At 73.0% G+C, this 22,081-nt stretch carries 17 protein-coding genes; 9 read left to right on the forward strand and 8 right to left on the reverse strand.

What is annotated here, in order from left to right:
- Positions 1–8 precede the first annotated feature (8 nt).
- Positions 9–1,370 (reverse strand): type I glutamate--ammonia ligase, encoded by a 1,362-nt coding sequence (gene glnA / locus AC0682_RS10235; protein ID WP_254812672.1) that lies wholly within the window; start codon positions 1,368–1,370, stop codon positions 9–11.
- A 302-nt stretch (positions 1,371–1,672) separates the two neighbouring features.
- Between glnA and AC0682_RS10240 the strand changes: the two genes are divergently transcribed.
- The 4 genes from AC0682_RS10240 to AC0682_RS10255 all read left to right on the forward strand — a co-directional run bounded on the left by AC0682_RS10240 (position 1,673) and on the right by AC0682_RS10255 (position 6,182).
- Positions 1,673–2,098, forward strand: coding sequence for a CBS domain-containing protein (locus AC0682_RS10240; protein ID WP_478532129.1), 426 nt, complete (start codon positions 1,673–1,675; stop codon positions 2,096–2,098).
- Between the two features lie 96 nt (positions 2,099–2,194).
- Complete coding sequence (locus AC0682_RS10245; RefSeq protein ID WP_478532130.1) at positions 2,195–2,638, forward strand: hypothetical protein; 444 nt, start codon at positions 2,195–2,197, stop codon at positions 2,636–2,638.
- Between the two features lie 67 nt (positions 2,639–2,705).
- Complete coding sequence (locus AC0682_RS10250; protein ID WP_478532131.1) at positions 2,706–4,292, forward strand: multicopper oxidase family protein; 1,587 nt, start codon at positions 2,706–2,708, stop codon at positions 4,290–4,292.
- 135 nt (positions 4,293–4,427) lie between these two features.
- Positions 4,428–6,182 (forward strand): NAD+ synthase, encoded by a 1,755-nt coding sequence (locus AC0682_RS10255; RefSeq protein WP_478532132.1) that lies wholly within the window; start codon positions 4,428–4,430, stop codon positions 6,180–6,182.
- A gap of 516 nt (positions 6,183–6,698) precedes the next feature.
- Here the strand turns inward: AC0682_RS10255 and AC0682_RS10260 are convergent.
- From AC0682_RS10260 to AC0682_RS10270, 3 genes are all read right to left on the reverse strand, one after another.
- A complete protein-coding gene (locus AC0682_RS10260; protein ID WP_478532133.1) occupies positions 6,699–7,724 on the reverse strand; it encodes an endonuclease/exonuclease/phosphatase family protein in 1,026 nt (341 codons plus the stop codon).
- Positions 7,725–7,922: 198 nt separating this feature from the next.
- Positions 7,923–8,612, reverse strand: a complete 690-nt coding sequence (locus tag AC0682_RS10265; RefSeq protein ID WP_478532134.1) for a TetR/AcrR family transcriptional regulator — start codon at positions 8,610–8,612, stop codon at positions 7,923–7,925.
- A gap of 162 nt (positions 8,613–8,774) precedes the next feature.
- Positions 8,775–10,433: an MFS transporter gene (locus tag AC0682_RS10270; protein ID WP_478532135.1), complete on the reverse strand. Its 1,659-nt coding sequence runs from the start codon at positions 10,431–10,433 to the stop codon at positions 8,775–8,777.
- Positions 10,434–10,615: 182 nt separating this feature from the next.
- Between AC0682_RS10270 and panB the strand changes: the two genes are divergently transcribed.
- From panB to AC0682_RS10285, 3 genes are all read left to right on the forward strand, one after another.
- The gene (gene panB / locus AC0682_RS10275; RefSeq protein ID WP_478532136.1) at positions 10,616–11,497 is read left to right on the forward strand and encodes a 3-methyl-2-oxobutanoate hydroxymethyltransferase; all 882 of its coding nucleotides are present in this window, start codon (positions 10,616–10,618) and stop codon (positions 11,495–11,497) included.
- Positions 11,498–11,675: 178 nt separating this feature from the next.
- On the forward strand, positions 11,676–12,698 hold the full coding sequence (locus AC0682_RS10280; protein WP_478532137.1) for an ATP-binding cassette domain-containing protein: 1,023 nt from the start codon (positions 11,676–11,678) through the stop codon (positions 12,696–12,698).
- Entirely contained in the window at positions 12,695–13,561 is an 867-nt protein-coding gene (locus AC0682_RS10285) for an ABC transporter permease (protein ID WP_478532138.1), read from the forward strand. Before AC0682_RS10280 ends, AC0682_RS10285 begins: the two co-directional genes overlap by 4 nt.
- A 73-nt stretch (positions 13,562–13,634) precedes the next feature.
- Here the strand turns inward: AC0682_RS10285 and AC0682_RS10290 are convergent, their stop codons facing one another.
- The gene (locus AC0682_RS10290; protein ID WP_478532139.1) at positions 13,635–17,198 is read right to left on the reverse strand and encodes an AfsR/SARP family transcriptional regulator; all 3,564 of its coding nucleotides are present in this window, start codon (positions 17,196–17,198) and stop codon (positions 13,635–13,637) included.
- A gap of 146 nt (positions 17,199–17,344) precedes the next feature.
- On the opposite strand from AC0682_RS10290, the gene AC0682_RS10295 reads away from it, so the two are divergent.
- Entirely contained in the window at positions 17,345–18,154 is an 810-nt protein-coding gene (locus tag AC0682_RS10295; RefSeq protein ID WP_478532141.1) for a site-2 protease family protein, read from the forward strand.
- Between the two features lie 33 nt (positions 18,155–18,187).
- On the opposite strand, the gene AC0682_RS10300 is transcribed toward AC0682_RS10295, so the two are convergent.
- The 3 genes from AC0682_RS10300 to npdG form a co-directional block, all read right to left on the reverse strand.
- Complete coding sequence (locus AC0682_RS10300; RefSeq protein ID WP_478532142.1) at positions 18,188–19,297, reverse strand: ABC transporter permease; 1,110 nt, start codon at positions 19,295–19,297, stop codon at positions 18,188–18,190.
- A 142-nt stretch (positions 19,298–19,439) separates the two neighbouring features.
- Positions 19,440–19,622 carry a hypothetical protein gene (locus AC0682_RS10305; protein ID WP_478532143.1) on the reverse strand — a complete coding sequence of 61 codons (183 nt, stop codon included), beginning with the start codon at positions 19,620–19,622 and terminating at the stop codon, positions 19,440–19,442.
- A 227-nt stretch (positions 19,623–19,849) separates the two neighbouring features.
- On the reverse strand, positions 19,850–20,563 hold the full coding sequence (npdG, locus tag AC0682_RS10310; RefSeq protein ID WP_478532144.1) for an NADPH-dependent F420 reductase: 714 nt from the start codon (positions 20,561–20,563) through the stop codon (positions 19,850–19,852).
- 138 nt (positions 20,564–20,701) lie between these two features.
- On the opposite strand from npdG, the gene AC0682_RS10315 reads away from it, so the two are divergent.
- Positions 20,702–22,000, forward strand: coding sequence for an MFS transporter (locus AC0682_RS10315; protein ID WP_478532145.1), 1,299 nt, complete (start codon positions 20,702–20,704; stop codon positions 21,998–22,000).
- The last annotated feature ends 81 nt before the right edge of the window (positions 22,001–22,081 follow it).

Genomic DNA, 22,081 nt, shown 5'->3' on the forward strand with positions numbered 1-22,081 from the left:
ACCTGCGACTACAGCACCGGCAGCAGCGCCTTCAGCTCGAAGGCCGTGACCTCGCTGCGGTACTCCTCCCACTCCTGCTTCTTGTTGCGGAGGAAGAAGTCGAAGACGTGCTCGCCCAGGGTTTCGGCGACCAACTCGCTCTTCTCCATCAGGGAGATCGCCTCGCCCAGGTTCTGCGGGAGCGGTTCGATGCCCATCGCGCGGCGCTCGGCGTCGGAGAGGGCCCAGACGTCGTCGTCGGCGCCGGCCGGGAGTTCGTAGCCCTCCTCGATGCCCTTGAGGCCGGCGGCGAGGAGGACCGCGTAGGTCAGGTACGGGTTGGCCCCGGAGTCGATGGAGCGGACCTCGACGCGGGCCGAGCCGGTCTTGCCGGGCTTGTACATGGGGACGCGGATGAGGGCGGAGCGGTTGTTGTGGCCCCAGCAGATGTACGAGGGGGCCTCGCCGCCCGCGCCGGCCGCTCGGGTCGAGCCGCCCCAGATGCGCTTGTAGGAGTTGACCCACTGGTTGGTGACGGCCGAGATCTCCGCCGCGTGCTTCAGCAGACCCGCGATGAACGAGCGGCCCACCTTGGAGAGTTGGTACTCCGCGCCCGACTCGTAGAACGCGTTGCGGTCGCCCTCGAAGAGGGAGAGGTGGGTGTGCATGCCCGAACCCGGGTACTCCGAGAAGGGCTTCGGCATGAACGAGGCCTGCACGCCCTGCTCCAGCGCCACCTGCTTCATCACCAGACGGAACGTCATGATGTTGTCCGCCGTCGACAGCGCGTCCGCGTACCGCAGGTCGATCTCCTGCTGGCCGGGCGCGCCCTCGTGGTGGCTGAACTCCACCGAGATGCCCATCGATTCGAGCATCGTGATCGCCTGGCGACGGAAGTCCATGCCGACGTTCTGCGGGGTGTGGTCGAAGTAGCCCGAGCTGTCCGCCGGGGTGGGGCGCGAGCCGTCCACCGGCTTGTTCTTGAGCAGGAAGAACTCGATCTCGGGGTGCGTGTAGAACGTGAAGCCGAGGTCGGAGGTCTTGGCGAGGATGCGCTTGAGCACGTACCGCGGGTCCGCGAACGACGGGGAGCCGTCCGGCATCAGGATGTCGCAGAACATCCGCGCCGTGCCCGGCGCTTCCGCACGCCACGGCAGGATCTGGAACGTCGCCGGGTCCGGCTTGGCGATCATGTCCGATTCGTACACCCGGGCGAAGCCCTCGATCGCCGAGCCGTCGAACCCGATGCCCTCGTCGAAGGCCTGCTCCAGTTCGGCCGGGGCCACGGCGACGGACTTGAGGAATCCCAGGACGTCGGTGAACCACAGCCGCACGAAGCGGATGTCGCGCTCCTCAAGGGTCCTGAGGACGAATTCCTGCTGCTTGTCCATTGCCACATCCTTGCAGTTCAGACGGTCCGTGCACCACCGCCCGGGGTAGGGGGACACTTCAGTATCGCGACCCGGGATTTCCCCCAGATTACGCACACGGTGTGAGACGGAGCACCCGGCCACCCGATACGGTCGGCGGCCCTGCCGCACGGGGGCCGCGGCGGGCCGTTGGGCGGCCCCCGTGCCTCGTACCCACGCACCCGAACGGGCGATTGCGGTCGCGTGCTCCGGGCCGCGCGAAGACGATGGGTTGCGCTCGGGGCCGTACGGCAGTGCCATCGGCACGCAGGAGGAAATCCCCCATGACGACCGCCAAAGACATCATGCACAGCGGGGCCCGCTGGATCCCCGCCCACGAGACGCTCGACCGCGCGGCGCAGCTGATGCGTGAGCACAACGTGGGCGCGCTGCCCGTCTCCGCCAACGGTGACTCGGACCGGATGGTCGGCATCATCACCGACCGCGACATCGTCGTCGGCTGTGTGGCCAAGGGCCACGACCCGTCGAAGGTGACCGCCGGGGACCTCGCCCAGGGCACGCCCCGCTGGATCGAGGCGGACGCGGACGTGAACGCGGTCCTGGAGGAGATGCAGAACCACCGCATCCGACGGCTCCCCGTCGTCGAGAACAAGAAGCTCGTCGGCATGATCAGCGAGGCCGACCTCGCCCAGCACCTCACCGAGGAGCAGATCGCCGCCTGGGCGGAGAAGGTGTACTCGCGGGGCTGAGCCTGTGTGGTCGCGTGGCCCGGTGTCCCTGTGTCGTGGGGTGCCGGGCCACCGCCCGTTCCGCCCCACATACCCTCCCGGGGTAGGCTGCACCTCATGGTGCGTACGGTCGGCGGATCCCGGAGCGGGAGCGCGATGTGCGGGCGGCTGCTGCTGTTCGCCGCGCTGCTCTTCGGCATCTTCACCATGCACACCGTCGGTCATCCGGCCGAGCATGCCGCCCCGGCCGAGCATGCCGCCGTGTCCGCGCATGCCGCCGTGTCCGCAGTCGGGGTCGACGGCGCCTCCGTCGGTGCCGGGCACCACCGCGCCCCCGGGCCACCCGACTTCCCCATGAGCGGCATGGACCCGCTCTCCGTCTGTCTCGCCGTCCTCGGCGCCTGGGGGCTCGCCCTCGTCGGGCTCTGGCTGTTCGGGGCGCGCGGGGGCGGGCGGAGGCTCGGTACGCCGGTGGGGACGGGGCTCCTCCCGCGGGTGCCGCGGGCCGCTCCGCCGCCCCCGATATCGGTGCTCGCCACCGTCTCGGTGCTGCGTATGTAGGAGTGGGCGCTCACCTCCGCCCTTTCCACCCGAAGCAACCCAGCAGTTCCCCAGAGGTGTATTCAGCATGTCCACACAGCCCACCCGACGCGCCGTGCTCGGCGCCGCTCTCGCCGTCGCCGGTACGGGAGCCCTCGCCGCCTGCTCCGACGGCGGCGGCCACGGAGGCGGCCACAGCGGCTCCGACGCCCCGGCCGGTGCCCAGGGCTCCGGTACGTACGTCTCCCCCGACGGCAAGGAGGTCGCGGCGGCCGAGAAGGCGCGCGGCTCCGGCCCCGTACGGAAGGTCTCCCTCACCGCCACCCGTACCCGGCTCGATCTGGGCGGCGGCACGACCGTCGCCTCCTGGGCGTACGGGGACCGGCTGCCCGGGCGTGAGGTGCGGGTGACCGCCGGGGAGACCCTCGACCTCACCCTGGCCAACCACCTCCCCCAGCCGACCTCCCTGCACTGGCACGGCCTCGCCCTGCGCAACGACATGGACGGCGTCCCCGGGCTCACCCAGCGGGCCATCGCGCCGGGGGCCGACTTCCGCTACCGGTTCACCGTGCCCCACCCGGGCACCTACTGGTTCCACCCCCACTCCGGCGTCCAGCAGGACCGCGGGCTGTACGCGCCACTCGTCGTGGAGGACCCGAAGGAGCCGCTCTCGTACGACAAGGAGTGGGTCGTCGTCCTGGACGACTGGGTCGACGGGGTGGAGGGCTCCACTCCGGATACCGTGCTCAAGGAGCTGTCCGGCGGCATGGGCGGCGGGCACGACGGGATGGATCACGGGGCGCACACCATGTCCGGTGAGGACGATCCGGCCGAAGGCGGGCCCTCGCGGATGATGATGGGCGCGCGCAGTGAGCTGCTCGGTGGCGATGCCGGGGACGTCGCCTATCCGTACTACCTCGTCAACGGACGCGTGGCCGACGCCCCCGGGACCTTCCGGGCGCGGCCCGGCGACCGTATCCGGCTGCGGATCATCAACGCGGGCGGCGACACCGCCTTCCGGGTCGCGCTCGGCGGCCACCGGCTGACCGTCACCCACACCGACGGCTTCCCCGTCCGGCACACCACGGGGGACGCGCTGCTGCTGGGGATGGGCGAGCGGTACGACGTCCTCGTCACCGCCGGGGACGGGGTCTTCCCGCTCACTGCCCTGGCCGAGGGGAAGAAGGCGTCCGCCCTCGCGCTGCTGCGGACCGGGAGCGGTGGCGCGCCCGCCGCCTCCGTACGGCCGAAGGAGCTGGACGGGAAGCTCGTCGAGGCGGGGCGGCTGGTGCCGGACCCGTCGGTGGCGCTGAAGGAGCGGACGCCCGACCGGACCGTCCGGATGCGGCTCACGGGCTCGATGGAGGCGTACGACTGGGCCTTCGACGGGAAGCCGTACAGCGCGGAGCACCGGCGGCCGGTGGAGGCCGGGGAGCGGGTGCGGGTCGTCTTCGACAACGCGACGACCATGTGGCACCCCCTCCATCTGCACGGCCACACCTTCGCGCTGGCGGGGAACGGCGCCGGGGCACGCAAGGACACCGCGATCGTGCTGCCGCACCGGTCGCTGACGGTGGACTTCGACGCCGACAACCCGGGGCTGTGGATGGTCCACTGCCACAACGTCTACCACGCGGAGGCCGGGATGATGACGGTCCTCGGGTATCGCGGCTAGCCCTCGGGGCGCGGCGCGGGCCGGGGTGCACAACCGGTTCGCACAACCGGTCTGACCTGCGGTTCCGGCGGTCCGAGGGAGATTTTGCCTGGGCCGCCGGGACATCGCGTCAGAAAGACGATTACACTGGCGGGCGTGCCTCAACTACGCCTCGCACTGAATCAGATCGACTCGACCGTCGGTGACCTCGCCGGCAACTCCGAGGCGATCGTCCACTGGACCCGGCACGCCGCCGAGCAGGGCGCCCACCTCGTGGCGTTCCCCGAGATGGTGCTGACCGGCTACCCCGTCGAGGACCTGGCCCTGCGGTCGTCCTTCGTCGAGGCCTCCCGGCAGGCGCTGCGCGCGCTGGCCGCCCGGCTCGACGCGGAGGGCTTCGGCGAGCTGCCGGTCGTCGTCGGCTATCTGGACCGCTCCGAGCACGCCGCCGCGCGGTACGGGCAGCCCGCAGGGTCCCCGCGCAACGCGGCCGCCGTGCTCCACCGGGGCCGGATCGCCCTCAACTTCGCCAAGCACCACCTGCCGAACTACGGCGTCTTCGACGAGTTCCGGTACTTCGTGCCGGGCGACTCGATGCCCGTCGTCCGCGTCCACGGCGTCGACGTGGCCCTCGCGATCTGCGAGGACCTCTGGCAGGACGGCGGGCGCGTCCCGGCCGCCCGGGCCGCCGGGGCCGGGCTGCTGCTGTCGATCAACGCCTCTCCGTACGAACGGGACAAGGACGACACCCGGCTGGAGCTGGTCCGCAAGCGGGCCCGGGAGGCCGGGTGCACGACGGCCTACCTGGCGATGATCGGCGGCCAGGACGAGCTGGTCTTCGACGGTGACTCCATCGTCGTCGACCGGGAGGGCGAGGTCATCGCCCGTGCCCCCCAGTTCTCCGAGGGCAGCGTGATCCTCGACCTGGAGCTGCCCGCGGCCTCACCCGTGGCGCCCTCGGGGGTCGTGGACGACGGGCTGCGGATCGACCATGTCGTGCTGTCGGACGAGCCGGTCGCCGCTTACGAGCCGGAGCTCGCGGGCGGGTACGCGGAGCGGCTGGAGGACGAGGAGGAGATCTACTCGGCGCTGGTCGTGGGACTCCGCGCGTACGCCGCGAAGAACGGTTTCAGCAGTGTGCTGATCGGTCTCTCCGGCGGAATCGACTCGGCGCTCTGCGCGGCCATCGCGTGCGATGCGGTGGGGGCCCAGAACGTGTACGGCGTCTCGATGCCGTCCAAGTACTCCTCGGAGCACTCCAAGGACGACGCGGCCGAGCTGGCCCGGCGGACCGGGCTCAACTTCCGTACGGTGCCGATCGCCCCGATGTTCGACGCGTACATGGAGTCGCTGGGGCTCACCGGGCTGGCGGAGGAGAACCTCCAGGCTCGGCTGCGCGGTACGACGCTGATGGCCATCTCCAACCAGGAGGGGCAGATCGTGCTGGCGCCGGGCAACAAGTCGGAGCTGGCGGTCGGTTACTCCACGCTGTACGGGGACGCGGTGGGGGCGTACGGGCCGATCAAGGACGTCTACAAGTCGTCGGTGTTCCGGCTGGCGAAGTGGCGCAACCGGGCGGCGGAGGAGCGCGGGCAGGTCCCGCCGATTCCCGAGGCCTCGATCACCAAGCCGCCGAGCGCGGAGCTGCGGCCGGGGCAGGTCGACACGGACTCGCTGCCGGACTACGAGGTGCTGGACGCGGTCCTGGAGCTGTACGTGGACCGGGATCAGGGTCTCGATTCCATCGTGGCGGCCGGGTTCGACGCGGAGCTGGTGGCGAAGACCCTGCGGATGGTGGATACCGCCGAATACAAGCGGCGGCAGTATCCGCCGGGGACGAAGATCTCGCCGAAGGGGTTCGGGAAGGACCGGCGGCTGCCGATCACGAATCGGTGGCGGGAGTCGTCGTAGGACGTGTCGTCCCGCTGCCGTCGTCGGCCGGAGGGCGTCCGCGCGGCGGCCGGTGCGTGCGATCGCGAGGCGCCGGAGGGGTCGTGGACGGGGTCTCCCCCGCTCGGTCGCGGTGGAGAGCCTGGGGTGGTAGGGAGTCACCAGGGCATCTCGGCAACGCCGTGAGCGTGCGTGCCGGGCGTCGCGCGGCAGGCCGAGGTTCGACGGCAGGCCCTGGCGGGTCCGCGGTGGCGGGGCGGGGGTGCGGGGGCGACCGGCGGTCGCCGCTGTCCTCCGACGCCGGACGGGCCGGGGTGCCCCGTGCGGGCCCAGGCGGCGGTGTTCCCTCGGGTCCGTCCGGCGTGCCGGTTCCTCCCGCGCGGCAGGCGGGAGCCGAGGCCGGTGAGCGGGGGTACCTCCGGAACGAAGGCCCGCCGCCCCGCCTTGGACGCCGGGCGGCGGCCGGCTTCCTCCCGTCTTCGGGACCTCTCCGCGCTTACGCCGTGAACTGACCGCCGCACGCGCCCCGCGGGGCGGTCACAGCTGTACGCGGGCCGCCAGCGGCAGATGGTCGCTGTCCGTCGCGGCCAGGGTCCACGAGGACTTCGGCTCGACGCCCTTGACCATGATCTGGTCGATCCGGGCCATCGGGAACGAGGCGGGCCAGCTGAAGCCGAAGCCGTCGCCCGCCGCGCCCTGGGTGGAGCGCATCTGCGAGGTGACCGCCTTGAGGGCGCGGTCGTTCATCGTGCCGTTGAGGTCACCGAGGAGGACGACCCGCTTGACCGGCTCGTCAGCGATGGCCTCGCCGAGGGCGTCGGCGCTGCTGTCGCGCTGGTTGGCGGTGAACCCGGCGCGCAGCTTGACCCGGACCGACGGCAGGTGGGCCACGTACACCGCGACCTCGCCCTGCGGCGCCTTGACCGTGGAGCGCATCGCCCGGGTCCAGCCCATCTTGATGTCGACGGGCCTGGTGTTGCTGAGCGGGTACTTGCTCCACAGCCCGACGGTGCCCTGGACCGAGTGGTACGGGTAGCGGGCGGCGAGCGACTTCTCGTAGGTGGCCACCTGCGAGCCCGGCAGCTCCTGGAGGGCCACGACATCGGCCCCGGAGCCCGCGACCTGCTGGGCGGTGCCGGCGGGGTCGGGGTTGCCCGCGTTGACGTTGTGGGTGGCCACGGTGAGGTCGCCGCCGGTGCCGGACTTGTCGGTGATCAGGCCGCCGAAGGTGTTGAGCCAGACCACGGCGGGCAGCAGCAGGGCGATCAGCGCGGTGGCGGAGCGCCGCAGCAGGGCCAGGAGCAGCAGCGCCGGAATGAACACCGCGATCCACGGCAGGAACGTCTCGATGAGGCTGCCGAGGTTGCCGACCCGGTTCGGGATCTGCGCGTGGAAGACCATCACGAGCGTCAGCACCACCGAGCACAGGGCCAGCACGATCCCGCGCCGCCAGATCCCCGGGTCCCGCCTCGCCCTGTCCACAAGGCCCCGGAAGCGGTTCTCTCCGGGCTGCGGCCGCTCCGCGCTGCCGTTGCCCGTGTCCGCCCCGTACGCCTGCACCATCGCGCTCGTCCTCACTGCCTTGCCGTACACATCGCCGCGCCCCCGACCCTAGGTGATGGGGGCGCCTTCACCGCCGTCGACGTCCCCGCGCCGACTCCGGCGTCCGTCCGCCGGCGACGGCCCTACGCCTGCAGGACGAGTGGAGCGGGACGGGAGGTTCCGGTACGGCCCCGGCGGTGGGGGCTTGTGACAGAACGATCACACTCGTCGCGGGGCCAGCCCCTGGAGGAGCGCCGTCATGAGGCGGTCGACGAGGTCGTCGGGGAGGGGGGCCTCCGGGCGGTGGACGGTACGGACGAGCACCGGGCCGACGAAGAGGTCGTCGATCAGCTCCACGTCGAGGTCGTCGCGCAGCTCTCCGGCGGCGACGGCCCGGCGCACCGCCGCCAGCATCGCGGCGCGCCGGGGGGCGATGACCGTGCCGAAGTACGCGTCCCAGAGCCTGGGGTGGCTCTTCATCTGGGCGAAGATGTTGTGGAGCAGGGCCGAGGAGCGCTGGGCGAGGCCCCGGCTGCGCAGGGACTCCAGCATGATGCGCAGGTCGGCGAGGCCCTCGGTGCCGGAGACCTGCGGGTCGTCGGGTTCCATGTCCCGTACGACGTCGACGAACAGCTCCTCCTTGCCGGACCAGCGGCGGTAGATGGTGGCCTTGCCGACGCCCGCCGTACGGGCGATGCGTTCGATGGAGAGCCCGGCCAGGGGCTGGCCCGCCTCCAGGAGGGCGACCACTGCGTCCAGGATCGCCCGTTCGGCCGCGGCGCTGCGGGGGCGGCCCCGGCGGGGCTCCTGGTCGTCGGGGGACGGGGGGCACCCGGGGCGCCCGCCGTCCCGCCGCTCTCCCCGCGCCCCGTCCTGTTCGCCGTCCCGCTCGCCGTCCTGGTCCCGCACCTGATGCCGCCTCTCGCCGTCGCCCTCGTACGACCGTCGCCGTACGACCGTCGCGCCCGCCCCGATTCTCGCCGACCGGGGCGGGGCAGGGGTCGGGGGCCCGGCCCGGCAGCAGTCCGCCAGCTGCCGGGCAGCCGTCCCAGGGCTGTTCTCAGCCGTCGCTCAGCTCTTCGCCGGCTCCTCCGTCGGTCGGGGGGCGGGGACCTGGGCGGGGCCGGGGACCTCCGGGGCCGCCGGGGGTCGGCCCGGCAGGTACCGGGCGACGACGGCCGCTCCGATCAGGGCGACGGCCGCCGAGCCGAGCGCGGTCACGTGCATGGCGCCGATGAAGGCGTCGTGGGCGGCGGTCACCAGAGGCCTTCCGGCCACCGGGCCGAGCCTCTCGGCAGCCCCGAGCGTGGCCTCGACGGACTCCCCCGCCACCGCCCTCGCCCCGGCGGGGACCGCGCCGAGATGGCCCTCGATGCCGCCCCGGTAGACGGTGGAGAGCACCGAGCCGAGCACCGCGATCCCGAGCGCGCCGCCGACCTGGCGGAAGGTGTTGTTGATGGCCGATCCGGAACCGGCCTTCTCGCGGGGCAGCGCCTGCATCACGGCCACGGTGACGGGCGGCATGATGTGCGCCATCCCGGTGCCCTGGACGAAGAAGACCAGGCACAGCGCCCACACCGGCGTACCGGCGTCGAACAGGGCGAACGACGCGAGTCCCGCCGTGACCAGCAGCATGCCGGCCGTGCAGACCGCGCGGGCGCCGAAGCGGTCCACGACCAGCCTGGCCCGGGGCGCGAAGATCATCTGGGCGGCGGCGAGCGGAACGATCAGCAGGCCCGACTGCAGTGCGCTGTAGCCGCGCACGCTCTGGAGGTAGAAGGCGGAGAAGAACGTCACGCCCATGAGCGCGAAGAAGACCAGTGCTATCGCGGCGACGGCGGCGGAGAACGCGGGCTTGCGGAAGTACGTGATGTCCATCGCCGGGTGGCTGCTGCGCTTCTCGTGCCAGACGAATCCGGCCAGCACCAGCACGCCGCCGATGATGGAGAGCAGCACGGTGGTGTCGGTGAAGTCGGCCAGCTCGCCGCCCCGGATGATGCCGTACACCAGCAGGACCAGGCCGACGATGGAGAGCGCGACGCCCCCCGGGTCGACCTTGCCGGGCTTCGGGTCGCGGGAGTCGGGGACCAGGGCCGCCATGGCGACGAGGGCGATCACCACCACGGGGACGTTCACCAGGAAGATCGAGCCCCACCAGAAGTGCTCCAGGAGCAGTCCGCCGGTGATCGGGCCGATCGCGATGCCGAGGCCGACGCTGCCGGCCCAGATGCCGATGGCCTTGGGCTGTTCGTCGCGCTCGAAGACGTTCATCAGGACGGCGAGCGTGGCGGGCATCACGAAGGCCGCGCCGAAGCCCATCAGGGCGCGCCAGGTGATGAGCTGGCCGGGGGTGGCGGAGAGGGCGGCGAGGGCGGAGCCGATGCCGAAGACCAGGATGCCGAAGAGGAGGACCTTCTTGCGGCCGATGCGGTCGCCGAGCAGGCCCGCGGTGAAGAGGAGTCCGGCGAAGACGAGCGTGTAGGAGTTGATCGCCCACTCCAGCTCGCTCTGGGTGGCGCCGATGCCGGTGGGGGCGGGGCTCGCGATCGTCTTGACCGCGACGTTCAGGATCGAGTTGTCCAGCACCACGATGAGCAGGCTGAACATGAGGACGGTGAGGATCCACCACCGGCGGCGGTGGATCGCCTCGGGCACGCGGGGCTCGGCGGGCCCGGGGACGGCGGGCCCGGAAGGCGTGGGCGTGGCGGGGGAACGTGACGGTTCAGGCATGGGGCGAGCCTAACCTCATTTCGATACGAGACCGTCTCGTATTGTTAAAGACTTCCCCAACGCCCGCCCACCTGGCGGGGTCGCGCGGGCCCACTTCCCGTTCGCCCCGGCGGGATGCCACCATGGAAGAGGTCCGGGGACGCCGTCAGGGCGCCTCGAGATGACGAAGGAGTTCACCAGCCATGTCGCTTTCGGCTGCACAGAATCCGTCCTCCCCCGCAGGTACACCCCCCGGCAACAGCAAGGCGCTGTACGGAGGGAAGTCCACCCGCCGCGTCACCGTCCACGACATCGCCGCCGCCACCGAGCGCGGCGAGAAGTGGCCCATGCTCACCGCCTACGACGCGATGACCGCCTCCGTCTTCGACGAGGCCGGCATCCCGGTGATGCTCGTCGGGGACTCCATGGGCAACTGCCACCTCGGCTACGAGACCACCGTGCCCGTCACGATGGACGAGATGACCGTGCTCTCCGCCGCCGTCGTGCGGGGCACCAAGCGCGCCCTCATCGTGGCGGACCTGCCCTTCGGCTCGTACCAGGAGGGTCCCGTCCAGGCGCTCCGCAGCGCCACCCGGCTGATCAAGGACGCGGGCGTCGGCGCGGTCAAGCTGGAGGGCGGCGAGCGGTCCCACGAGCAGATCCGGCTGCTGGTCGAGGCGGGCATCCCGGTCATGGGCCACATCGGCCTGACCCCCCAGTCGGTCAACGCCATGGGCTACCGGGTGCAGGGCCGCGGCGACGAGGCGGCCCACCAGCTGATGCGCGACGCCAAGGCGGTCCAGGACGCGGGCGCGTTCGCCGTCGTGCTGGAGCTGGTCCCCGAGGAGCTGGCCGCCGAGGTCACCCGTGCGCTGCACATCCCGACCGTCGGCATCGGCGCCGGTGCCGGGACCGACGCGCAGGTTCTCGTCTACACGGACATGGTCGGGCTGACCGGTGGCAAGGTGCCGCGCTTCACCAAGCAGTACGCGAACCTGCGCCAGGTGCTCGGGGACGCGGCGAAGGAGTTCGCCGAGGATGTCGCGGGCGGCACGTTCCCCGCGCCGGAGCACACGTTCCACTGACACGCTGACCGGCCCCCACGGGCACGCACCGACCATTTCCCGCACCACCGACAGCCCGCCGACACCCCCCCATCGGCGGGCTGTCGCACGCCCGGAACGCGCATCGGAACGCGTGTCGGAACGCGTGTCGCGGGGCTGTCGGCCGGATGTCGGTGAGCTGTCGGTGGGCGCTGGTCCCATGGTGGGCATGGAACGCATCGACACGAACCCCAGGAGCGGCACGAACGCCGTCGAGGTACGGGGGCTGGTCAAGCACTACGGCGAGACCAAGGCACTGGACGGCGTGGACCTCGACGTCCGCGAAGGCACCGTCCTCGGCGTGCTCGGCCCCAACGGAGCGGGCAAGACCACCCTCGTACGCTGCCTCTCCACGCTGATCACCCCCGACGCCGGACGTGCGGTCGTCGCCGGTTTCGACGTGGTGAGGCAGCCGCGCGAGCTGCGCCGCAGGATCGGCCTGACCGGGCAGTACGCCTCGGTCGACGAGAAGCTCTCCGGCTGGGAGAACCTCTACATGATCGGGCGGCTGCTCGACCTGCCCCGCAAGCAGGCGCGGGCCCGGGCCGACGAACTCCTGGAGCGGTTCTCGCTCACCGAGGCCGGCAAGCGGGCCGCCATGGAGTACAGCGGCGGCATGCGGCGGCGGCTCGACCTGGCCGCCTCGATGATCGGCAGCCCCGCAGTCCTCTACCTGGACGAGCCGACCACCGGGCTCGACCCCCGCACCCGCAACGAGGTCTGGGACGAGGTGCGGCGGATGGTCGCCGAGGGCGCGACCGTCCTGCTGACCACGCAGTACATGGAGGAGGCCGAGCAGCTCGCCGAGGAGCTGACGGTCATCGACAAGGGGAAGATCATCGCCAGCGGCGGGGTCGACGAGCTGAAGGCCAAGGTCGGCGGCCGGACCCTGCACATCCGGCCCTCGGATCCGGCGGAGCTGGCCGCGATGGCCCAGGCGATCCGGGAGGCCGGTCTCGACGGCGTCGCCGGGACGCAGGCCGTTCCGGACGAGCAACTGCTCTACGTCCCCATCCTCAGCGACGAGCAACTCACCGCCGTCATCGGCCTGTTGGGCGCACGAGGGTTCTCGCTGGCCCATGTCGCCACCGCCCTGCCCAGCTTGGACGAGGTGTTCCTCGCGATCACCGGCGACACGGCATCCACCCTCTCCGACGCCGCTCCCCAGGAGGCCGCCGCATGAGCAGCACCACCCCGACCCTGACCCCCGCGCCCGCCGGATCCCCGGGCCCCGCGCCGTCGAAGGCGGCGGTGGCCGGGGAGGGCCGGATCGGGCTGCGGGCCGACCTCCGGCACATCGGGGCCCTGGCCCGGCGCAACCTGCTCCAGATCAAGAAGGACCCGGAGTCGATGTTCGACGTCCTTCTGATGCCGGTCATCTTCATCCTGCTCTTCGTCTACGTCTTCGGCGGCTCGATCGGCGCCAGCCTCGGCGGGAACCGGCAGGACTACCTGAACTACCTCGTTCCGGGGCTGCTCGCGATGATGGGCATGAACATCTCCATGGCCGTCGGCACGGGGGTCAACGACGACTTCCGCAAGGGCGTCATGGACCGGTTCCGGACGATGCCGATCGCCCGGTCATCGGTGCTCATCGCCAAGATCGTGGTGGAGCTGGGGCGGCTGATGGTCGCCACGGTCATCCTGCTGGCCATGGGCTTCCTCCTCGGCATGGAGCTGAAGGGCTCGGTGCTCGGTCTCCTCGGGGCGGTCGCGCTGGCCGCCGTGTTCGGCGCCGCCATCATGTGGATCTTCATCCTGCTCGGGCTGTCCCTGCCGACGGCCCAGGCCGTTCAGGGAACGGCGATGATCGTGCTGATGCCGCTGCAGTTCGGCTCGTCCATCTTCGCCCCCACGCAGACCATGCCGGGCTGGCTCCAGACGTTCACCGACTACAACCCGCTCTCCAACCTCGCGGACGCGGTGCGCGGGCTGATGATGGGCGGCCCGGTCGCCGGTCCGGTCTGGGCGACGCTCGCCTGGGCCGCCGGGATCACGGTGGTGATGGCGCCGCTGGCGGTCTCCAGGTTCCGCAGGAAGACCTGAGAGACCGGTGGCCGGCACGCCGCCGGATCCGGAGCCCCGGCGGGGGCGTCGCGCCGACGGGCCCCGAGGGCTCTCACGCCACCGGGTCCCGCCGGTACGTCTTGGCCAGGGCGGTGGCCTCGTCGAGGGTGAGGCCGCCGCCCTCCTCGTACGCCCGCCGGTACGCCCCCTCGTCGAGGTGGCCCCGGGCGGTCTCCTCGGCCTCGGCCAGGGTGCGGCGCTCGATCATGGTCGGCAGGTAGCCGGACGGCAGCAGCGACGCCTGGAGGCCCAGCAGCCGGGCGGCGTCCGCGTACGCACCGGACTCGGCCCCGCCCATGGCGGCGAGCCCGCCCAGGGCGCGGGCGATCGCCGTCAGATGGGCCGAGGGCATCTGCGGGGCGATCATCATCGACAGCCGCTCCCGCGAACACCCCAGCGCCGTCAGCGCGTTGCCCAGGGCGGAGGCGTACCCGCCCTCCAGGTTGTCCAGCCAGGCCAGCATCCCGTAGACGAACCCGTCGAAGACGGCGACATCGCCGAAGGTGAGGTTGGCGCTGATCAGGTCGACCTGCTCGCGGGCCTCCGCCGCCCGGCCCTGCGCGCCGAGGACGAAGGCCAGATGCATCCGGGCGATCGCCGCGGACTCGGGGTTCGTGGGGCTGTCTCCTTCGCACACCTCCCGCAGCACGGCCTCGGCCTCCGGCAGCCGGCCCAGCTCGGCGAGCGGCCCGGCGTACCGGGCGCGCAACAGCGCCACCTGGGAGCTGGCGCCGATCTTCCGGGCGTACTCCACGGCGGCGCCGTAGTCGTCCAGGGCCTCGGGGAAGCAACCGGTCCGTTCGTTGGCCTCGCCCCGGGACGCCAACGCCTCGGCCGTGCCCCAGTCGTCGTCGAGCCGGGTGAAGATCTCCAGGCTCTCCTCGGCGTCGGCGCGCGCCAGGTCCGCATGGCCGGAGTGACCGGCCATGAAGTTGGCGCGCACCTGGAGCGCGGCGGCCAGCTCCCACTCGTAGCCGTAGGCGCGGGAGGCCCGGACCGTCTCGTCGAGCGCCTCGCGCGTGCGGTCCAAGTCCCCGGTGAACATGACCGCGTACATCCAGAACGTACCGGGCAGGCGGCAGGTCTGCGGCTGCCCGGGCCGGTAGGTGTCGGCGATGATCCCCAGCCGCTCACGCCCAGCGGCGTCCGACCAGGCGGAGATCGCGTCGTCCACGCTGGCCACCTGGATCAGCGCGGCCCCGCGCCGCGCCTCCGCGAGCTGGTCCTCGTCCATCGGCGGCGGCCGGTCGATCGCCGGCTCCGCCAGCGACGGGGCCCGGACCCCCGGCCGGGCGAAGGGGTCCGGCCCGAGCGCCAAGGCGGCCTCGGCCCACTGGCGTGCGTCCGAGCGAAGGTCGCGCAGCATCCAGTACCAGGAGAGCGAGAGCACGAGGCAGAGCGCCTCGTGCTCGTCCCGGGCGGCGACGGCGCGGCGGAACGCGGTGCGCAGGTTCTCGTACTCGCGGCGGAGGACCGCGATGGCCACGCGCTGCCCCGCCCCGCGCACCGCCGGCCCGGTCGCACGGGCCAGCTCCCGGTAGTGGACGAGGTGACGCCGCTCCACCGCCGCCCGCTCCCCCGCCTCCGCCAGCCGCTCGGCCGCGTACTCCCCGACGGTCTCCAGCAGCCGGTAGCGCATCTCCGCGTCCTCGCCGGGCGCGGCGACGACCAGGGACTTGTCGACCAGGGAGCCGAGCAGGGCGGCCACGTCGAGAGAGTCGACCGCGACCCCGTCGGCCGGGGCGGGCAGCGCGCAGACCTCCTCGGCCGCGGTGAGGGAGCAGCCGCCCGCGAAGACGGCGAGGCGGCGCAGGACGGCCCGTTCGGCCTCGTCCAGCAGCTCCCAGGACCAGTCGACGACCGCGCGCAGGGTCTGCTGGCGGGGCAGCACGGTCCGGCTGCCGTTGGTGAGGAGGCGGAAGCGGTCGTCCAGGCGCTCCGCGATCTGGCGGGGGGTGAGCATCCGCAGCCGGGCGGCGGCCAGCTCGATGGCGAGCGGCAGCCCGTCGAGCCGTCGGCAGATCTCGGTGCAGGCGGCGGCGGTGGCCTCGTCGGCGTCGGTACGGAAGCCGGGCCGGGCGGCCGCCCCGCGCTCGGCGAGGAGGCGCAGCGCCATCGGGTCGGGCAGCGGTTCGACGGGCCGCACGAACTCGCCCGGTACACCGAGGGGTTCGCGGCTGGTGGCGAGGACGGTGAGCCGCGGGCACTGGGTGAGGAGGTGGTCGGTGAGGGCGGCTGCGGCCTCGACGACGTGTTCGCAGTTGTCCAGCAGGAGGAGCATGCGGCGCCGGGAGCAGTACTCGGTGAGGCGTACGAGGGGGTCGCCGGTGCTGTGTTCGGAGAGGGCCCTCAGTTCCTCCGCGCCCGCGCCCCGGAGCACGGTCTCCCGGGCGCCGAGTGCGCCGAGTACGGCCTCGGGCACGGCGTCCGGGTCGTCCACGGGGGCCAGCTCCACCAGCCAGACCCCGTCGGGCCACTCCTCCGCGACGGTCTCCGCCGCCTCCTGGGACAGCCGCGTCTTGCCCGCCCCGCCGGGGCCGAGAAGGGTGACGAGCCGGGTCCGGGTGAGGTCCTCGCGCAGGGCGGCCATGTCGGGGTCCCGGCCGACGAAGCTGGTGAGCCGCGCGCGGAGGTTGCCGGGGGCGGGCGGGGCCGGGGACGCGGGGCTCGCGGGGGCGGGACGCTGCCCGGGCGCGGGCGGAGGTGCGGTCGGGGACGGGGGCGTGGGCGGAGACGTCCGCGGGGTCGTGGGGGTCGCGTGGGCGTCCGGGGCGGGGAGCGTGTCGACGGCCGGGGCGGGCCCGGGCTCCTGGCGGCGGGCGCTGGCGTACGCGGCGGATTCGGGCCCGGGCGCCTCGCGGCGGGGAGATCCGTACGCGGCCGGGGCGGGGCCGGATTCCTGGTGGAGGAGTTCTCCGTACAGACCGCGCAGCTCGGGGCCCGGGGCGGTGCCCAGGCGTTCGGAGAGAACGGTGCGGACCTCCTCGTACGCCGCCAGCGCCTCGGCCGTGCGGCCCGCGTCCCGCAGGGCCCTGATGCGCAGGGCCTGGAGCGGTTCGTCGAGCGGGTGGGCAGCACCGAGGGCGGCCAGCTCCCACAGCGCCTCGTCCGCCCGCCCGAGGACGCGCATCGCCTCCAGACGCGCCCGCCGGGCGCCGAGCCTGCGGGATTCGAGCCGGGTGGCGGGCGCCGCGCGGTCGGGCAGGTCGGCGAGCGGCGGACCGGTCCAGAGGGCGAGCGCCTCGTCCAGGAGGGCGAGGGCCTGGGCCGCGTCGCCCTGCCCCAGGGCCCGGCTCCCCTCCCCCGTCAGCCGCTCGAACCGGTGCAGGTCCACCGCGTCCGCCCCGGCGGCCAGCCGGTAGCCGCCCTCCACCGATTCGACGGCGCTCCGGCCCAGGGCTCGCCTGAGCCGCCCGACCAGGGCCTGGAGCGCCCCGGAGGCGTCGGCCGGCGGGTCGCCGTCCCACACCTCGTCCACGAGGGGCCCCACCGGGACGGTCCGGCCGGGGTACAGCGCGAGGACGGCGAGCAGGGCGCGCAGCCGCGCCCCGCCGAGGGGGACGGCCGTACCGTCGTCGCGGAGTGCCCGGGTGGTGCCGAGGATGCAGTAGCGCACGGGCCCATTGTCCGCGACGGGCCGGGGCACGGTGTTGACCGGGTGGAACTCCTGGCCGGGTCGTCGTCGTTCCCGCCGTGTCGGCGTACGCGTCGGCGTACGTACGATGTCGCCGCCGTTCCCCCAGCCCCAGGAGTCGTGTGCCGATGACCACCACCGCAGCCACCCGCGGGGACCGGAGGATCAGCCCGGTCTTCCTCGGGATCGCCGCCGTCACCGCCGTGGCGGGCTGGGCCGTGTGGACGGGGTTCGCCGGGGCCACCGGCCTCGCCGTCTTCCTCTTCGTGACCGGCGCCTGGATCGTCTCGCTCTGCCTCCACGAGTACGCCCACGCCCGCACCGCCCTCCACAGCGGGGATCTCTCGGTGGGGGCGAAGGGCTATCTGACGCTCAACCCGCTGAAGTACACACACGCGCTGCTCAGCGTCGTGCTGCCGGTCCTCTTCGTGGTCATGGGCGGGATCGGCCTGCCCGGCGGGGCGGTCTTCATCGAGCGGGCCCGTATCCGCGGCCGGTGGCGGCACAGCCTGATCTCGGCGGCGGGCCCGCTGACGAACGTGGCGTTCGCGATCGTCTGCACGGCCCCCTTCTGGCTGGACGCGCTGGACGGGGTGCCGCTCGCCTTCCGGTACGCGCTGGCGTTCCTGGCGATGCTCCAGGTGACGGCGGCGATCCTGAACTCCCTGCCGATCCCGGGGCTCGACGGCTACGGGGTGATCGAGCCCTGGCTGTCGTACCGGGTCCGGCGCCGGGTGGAGCCGATCGCTCCGTTCGGGCTGATCGCCGTGTTCGCGATCCTGTGGATGCCCGGCGTGAACATCGCCTTCTTCGACGGGATCGACGCGCTGCTGGGCCTCCTGGGCGTCGATGACCTCCAGCGGTACTGCGGCTACGACCTCTACCGCTTCTGGCGGGCGTTCTTCGGCGAGCAGAACCCGGGCTGCGCGGTGGGGTGAGCCCGGGTCCCCGGTGTGCGGGGCGGCCGCTCCTCAGTGCGCGGCCGCCACCGGCCCCGCCGTACGGGCCTCGCGCCGCCGCTTCCCGCGCAGGGCGGCGGCGAGGATCGCGACGACCACCCCGCCGAACGCCCAGGCGCCGAGGATCCACAGGGCGCCGGCGGTGGCGTTGCCGTCGAAGTAGACGGTGTTGCGCACCACGGTCGTCCCGGCCCCCGGCGGCAGGGCCTGGCCGATCGCGGCCCAGAACGGGGGCAGCAGCGAGGACGGGTAGACCCCGCCGGAGCTGGGGTTGCCCAGGACCGTGAAGATCAGGATGGTCAGGCCGAGACCGACCGTGCCGGCCACCGACTGGAGGGCGACGCCCACCGCACCGGAGGCGAACACCACCAGGGTCCCGATCCCGACCAGCTCCCAGAAGGCGCCCGGCAGGCAGTCCAGCACCGGGCCCACGATGAGCGCGCCGCCGATGCCGGAGACGAAGCCGTACGGGAGCATCGCGGTGAGCCGGACCAGGGTGCGGCGCAGGGTGGGCTTCTTGGAGCCGGCCGCCATGTTCAGGGCCGAGGCGGCGAGGTAGCCGCCGATGGTCCAGCTGAGGACGAGGTAGAAGGACGACAGGCCCCGCGAGTCGCCCGCCGAGGGGGCTCGGAGGTCGCGTACGACGATCGTGCGGTCCTGGGCGCGGGCGACCTGCTGGAGGATCTCCGTGGCGGCCGTGGTGGCCGACGGGCCGCCCGCCGACGCGATGAGCAGGGTGTCGGTCCGGCTCGCCGGATCGACGACGAGGGCGGCGTCGGTGCGCCGGTCCAGCAGCCGCGCCCGTGCCTCGGCGCGGTCCGCGACCGGGGTGACCCGCAGGGGTTCGCCGGGAAGCGCGTCGAGCCGGGCCACGAGGTCCTGTTCGACGGCGGGCGGGGCGACCAGCGTGATCGGGAGCTTGTGCGGCGTGGGCGCGTGGAAGGCGCCCATGTAGGAGAGCGCGAAGCTGAGTTGCAGCAGGAGCACCCCGAGCATGACGAGCGCGGACCGGGTGGAGACGGCGTCGCGCACCTCCCCCAGGAAGCCCCGGCCTCCGTCTCCCGCCGCCCGTACGGTCGAGCCGGTCCCGGTGCCGTACCCGTCGTCCCTCGCGTCTGCCACGCGGTCCTCCCTCGTCGTCCTCGCCACGGCCGTGGCGAGGCCGTCACATGGTCGGCCCCGGGCGGCAGCCGGTCTCCGGGACGCGCCCGTGAGGGTGGTCCTTCGACCCGAACGGCGGAGGGAAGGGGTACGGCGGGGAGGGTCAGCCCGCGTCGGCGGCGGTCCGCGTGCGCTGCCTGCGTACGTAGTACCAGGCCATGTTCGACGAGAGCCCCGCGATCAGCACCCAGACGATCCCGAGCAGGCTGCCCTGGACGAAGGAGACCACCGCCGCCACGACGGCGAGGACGCAGACGACGAGGGCGTAGAGAGCGAGGCGGGGCATGGGGGTCGGCTCCTGTCGGTGAACGGTCGGGCGGTCGGGCGGTCGGGAACCTGCAGTCCCGACCCGTCCCGTCCAGTGTCCCCCATGCCCCGTTGTGCCCCGCCTCGGGTGCCCCCGGGGCCCGGACCGCGCGGCACCGGTGGGTCGGGTGCCGCCGGTGGATCGGACGCCGGGGTCGGATTCCGGTGACGGACGTCGGGGTCAGACGTCGGAGTCAGACGTCGGAGTCAGACGTCGGTGGTGCGGAGTCCGGCGTGGGCCTTGTAGCGGCGGTTGACCGAGATCAGGTTCGCGACCAGGGACTCGACCTGGTGGGCGTTGCGCAGCCGCCCGGCGAAGATGCCGCGCATCCCGGGGATGCGGCCCGCCAGCGCCTGCACGATGTCCGTGTCGGCCCGCGCCTCGCCCAGGACCAGGACGTCGGTGTCGATCTCCTCGATCGACTCGTCCTGGAGCAGCACCGCCGAGAGGTGGTGGAAGGCGGCGGTGACCCGGGAGTCCGGCAGCAGGGCGGCGGCCTGCTCGGCGGCGCTGCCCTCCTCCGGCTTGAGGGCGTAGGCGCCCTTCTTGTCGAAGCCGAGCGGGTTGACGCAGTCGATGACGAGCTTGCCCGCCAGCTCCTCGCGCAGGGACTCCAGGGTCTTGGCGTGGCCGTCCCACGGCACGGCGACGATCACGATGTCGCTGCGCCGCGCACACTCGGCGTTGTCCGTGCCCTCGACGCCGTGGCCGAGTTCGGCGGCGGCGCCGGCGGCGCGTTCGGCGTCCCGGGAGCCGAGGGTGACCCGCTGACCGGCGCGGGCGAGGCGGTAGGCGAGGCCACGGCCCTGGGGGCCGGTCCCGCCGAGTACGCCGACGCTCAGGGCGGAGACGTCGGGAAGGTCCCAGGGGTCCTTGGCGGGGGGCCTGGGCGCGCTGCCGCTGCTGTCCTGTGTAGTCATGGGCCGACCCTACTGCCAGGTAGGGGCGGGTATGCCCTCCCGGGCGGGGCGGGGTGGCCGGGAGCCGTCCCGAGCGGTCCCGGGCGGTTCGAAAATCGGTTTGCCCGGAGTGGCCCGCTGTACCGATCATGGCCCCTCGTGACCGACGAAGCTCCCCCCGCTCCTCCCCCGTCCCGGCTCCGCGCCCTGCTGCCGGATCTGGCGCCGTGGCGCTCCTCGCCCGACTTCCGGCTGCTGTGGCTCCAGGGTCTGATCACGTACTTCGGCAGCTTCATGGCGCTCATCGCGCTGCCGCTCCAGATCAAGCACCTCACCGGCTCGCCGCTCGCGGTCGGGGCGATGGGGGCGGTGGAGCTGGTGCCGCTGGTGGTCTTCGGGCTGTACGGAGGGGCGCTCGCCGACTCCGTGGACCGTCGCCGGGTCATCCTCCTCACCGAGGCGGGTCTGGGCGCTCTCGCCGCGATCCTGCTGGTCAACGCGTTGCTGCCGCAACCGCTGCTGTGGCCGCTGTACGTGGTGGCCGGCGGGGTCGCCGCACTGGCCGGGCTCCAGCGGCCCGCGCTGGACTCGCTGATGGCCCGGATCGTGCCGCACGCCCAGCAGACGGCGGCGGCCGCCCTGAACTCGCTGCGCTGGCAGATCGGGGCGATCGCGGGCCCGGCGCTGGCCGGTCTGGTGGTGGCGTACGCCGGTCACGGCACGGCGTACGCGGTGACGGTGTGCACGTTCGCCGCCTCCGTGGTGCTCTGTCTGCGGCTCTCCCCCGCGCCGCCCGCCCGGGACGCGGCCAAGCCGTCGCTGCGAGGGATCGTGGAGGGGGCCCGGTACGCCTGGAGCCGGCCGGTGCTGCTGGGGACGTACGCGATCGACCTGGCGGCGATGTTCTTCGCCTTCCCGAACACGATCTTCCCGTTCCTGGCGGACGAGCTGGACGCGGAGTGGTCGCTGGGGCTGATGTACGCGGCGGGCTCGGTCGGCTCGCTCGCCCTGGGGCTGACCAGCGGCTGGACCTCCCGGGTGCGGCGGCACGGGCTGTTCGTGGTGTTCGGGGCGGCGGTGTGGGGGCTGGCGATCGCCGCGGCGGGCTGGTTCTCCAGCGTGTGGGTGGTGCTGCTCTGCCTGGGGGTGGCCGGGGCGGGCGACATGCTGAGCGGGCTGGGGCGCTCGACCATCTGGAACCAGACCATTCCGGAGGAGCTGCGGGGGCGGCTGGCGGGCATCGAGGTGCTGTCGTACAGCGTCGGCCCGCAGCTGGGGCAGGTGCGGGCCGGGGCGATGGCGGGGTGGACCGGGACCAGGTCGGCGATCTGGACGGGCGGGGTGGCGTGCGTGGCGTCGGTGGCGCTGCTGACGGCCGCGCTGCCGAAGCTGGTGCGGTACGACTCGGAGACGGATGAGGATGCGGTGCGCAGGCGGGAGGCCCGGGTGGAGGCGTGACCCGGGGCCGGCCGGGCGGCCGGGCTCCCGGGGCTCCGCCCCGTACCCCGCTCCTCACACGCCGAAGGGGCTGGGAAGCCG

This window comes from Streptomyces sp. NPDC043746 (assembly GCF_056436485.1).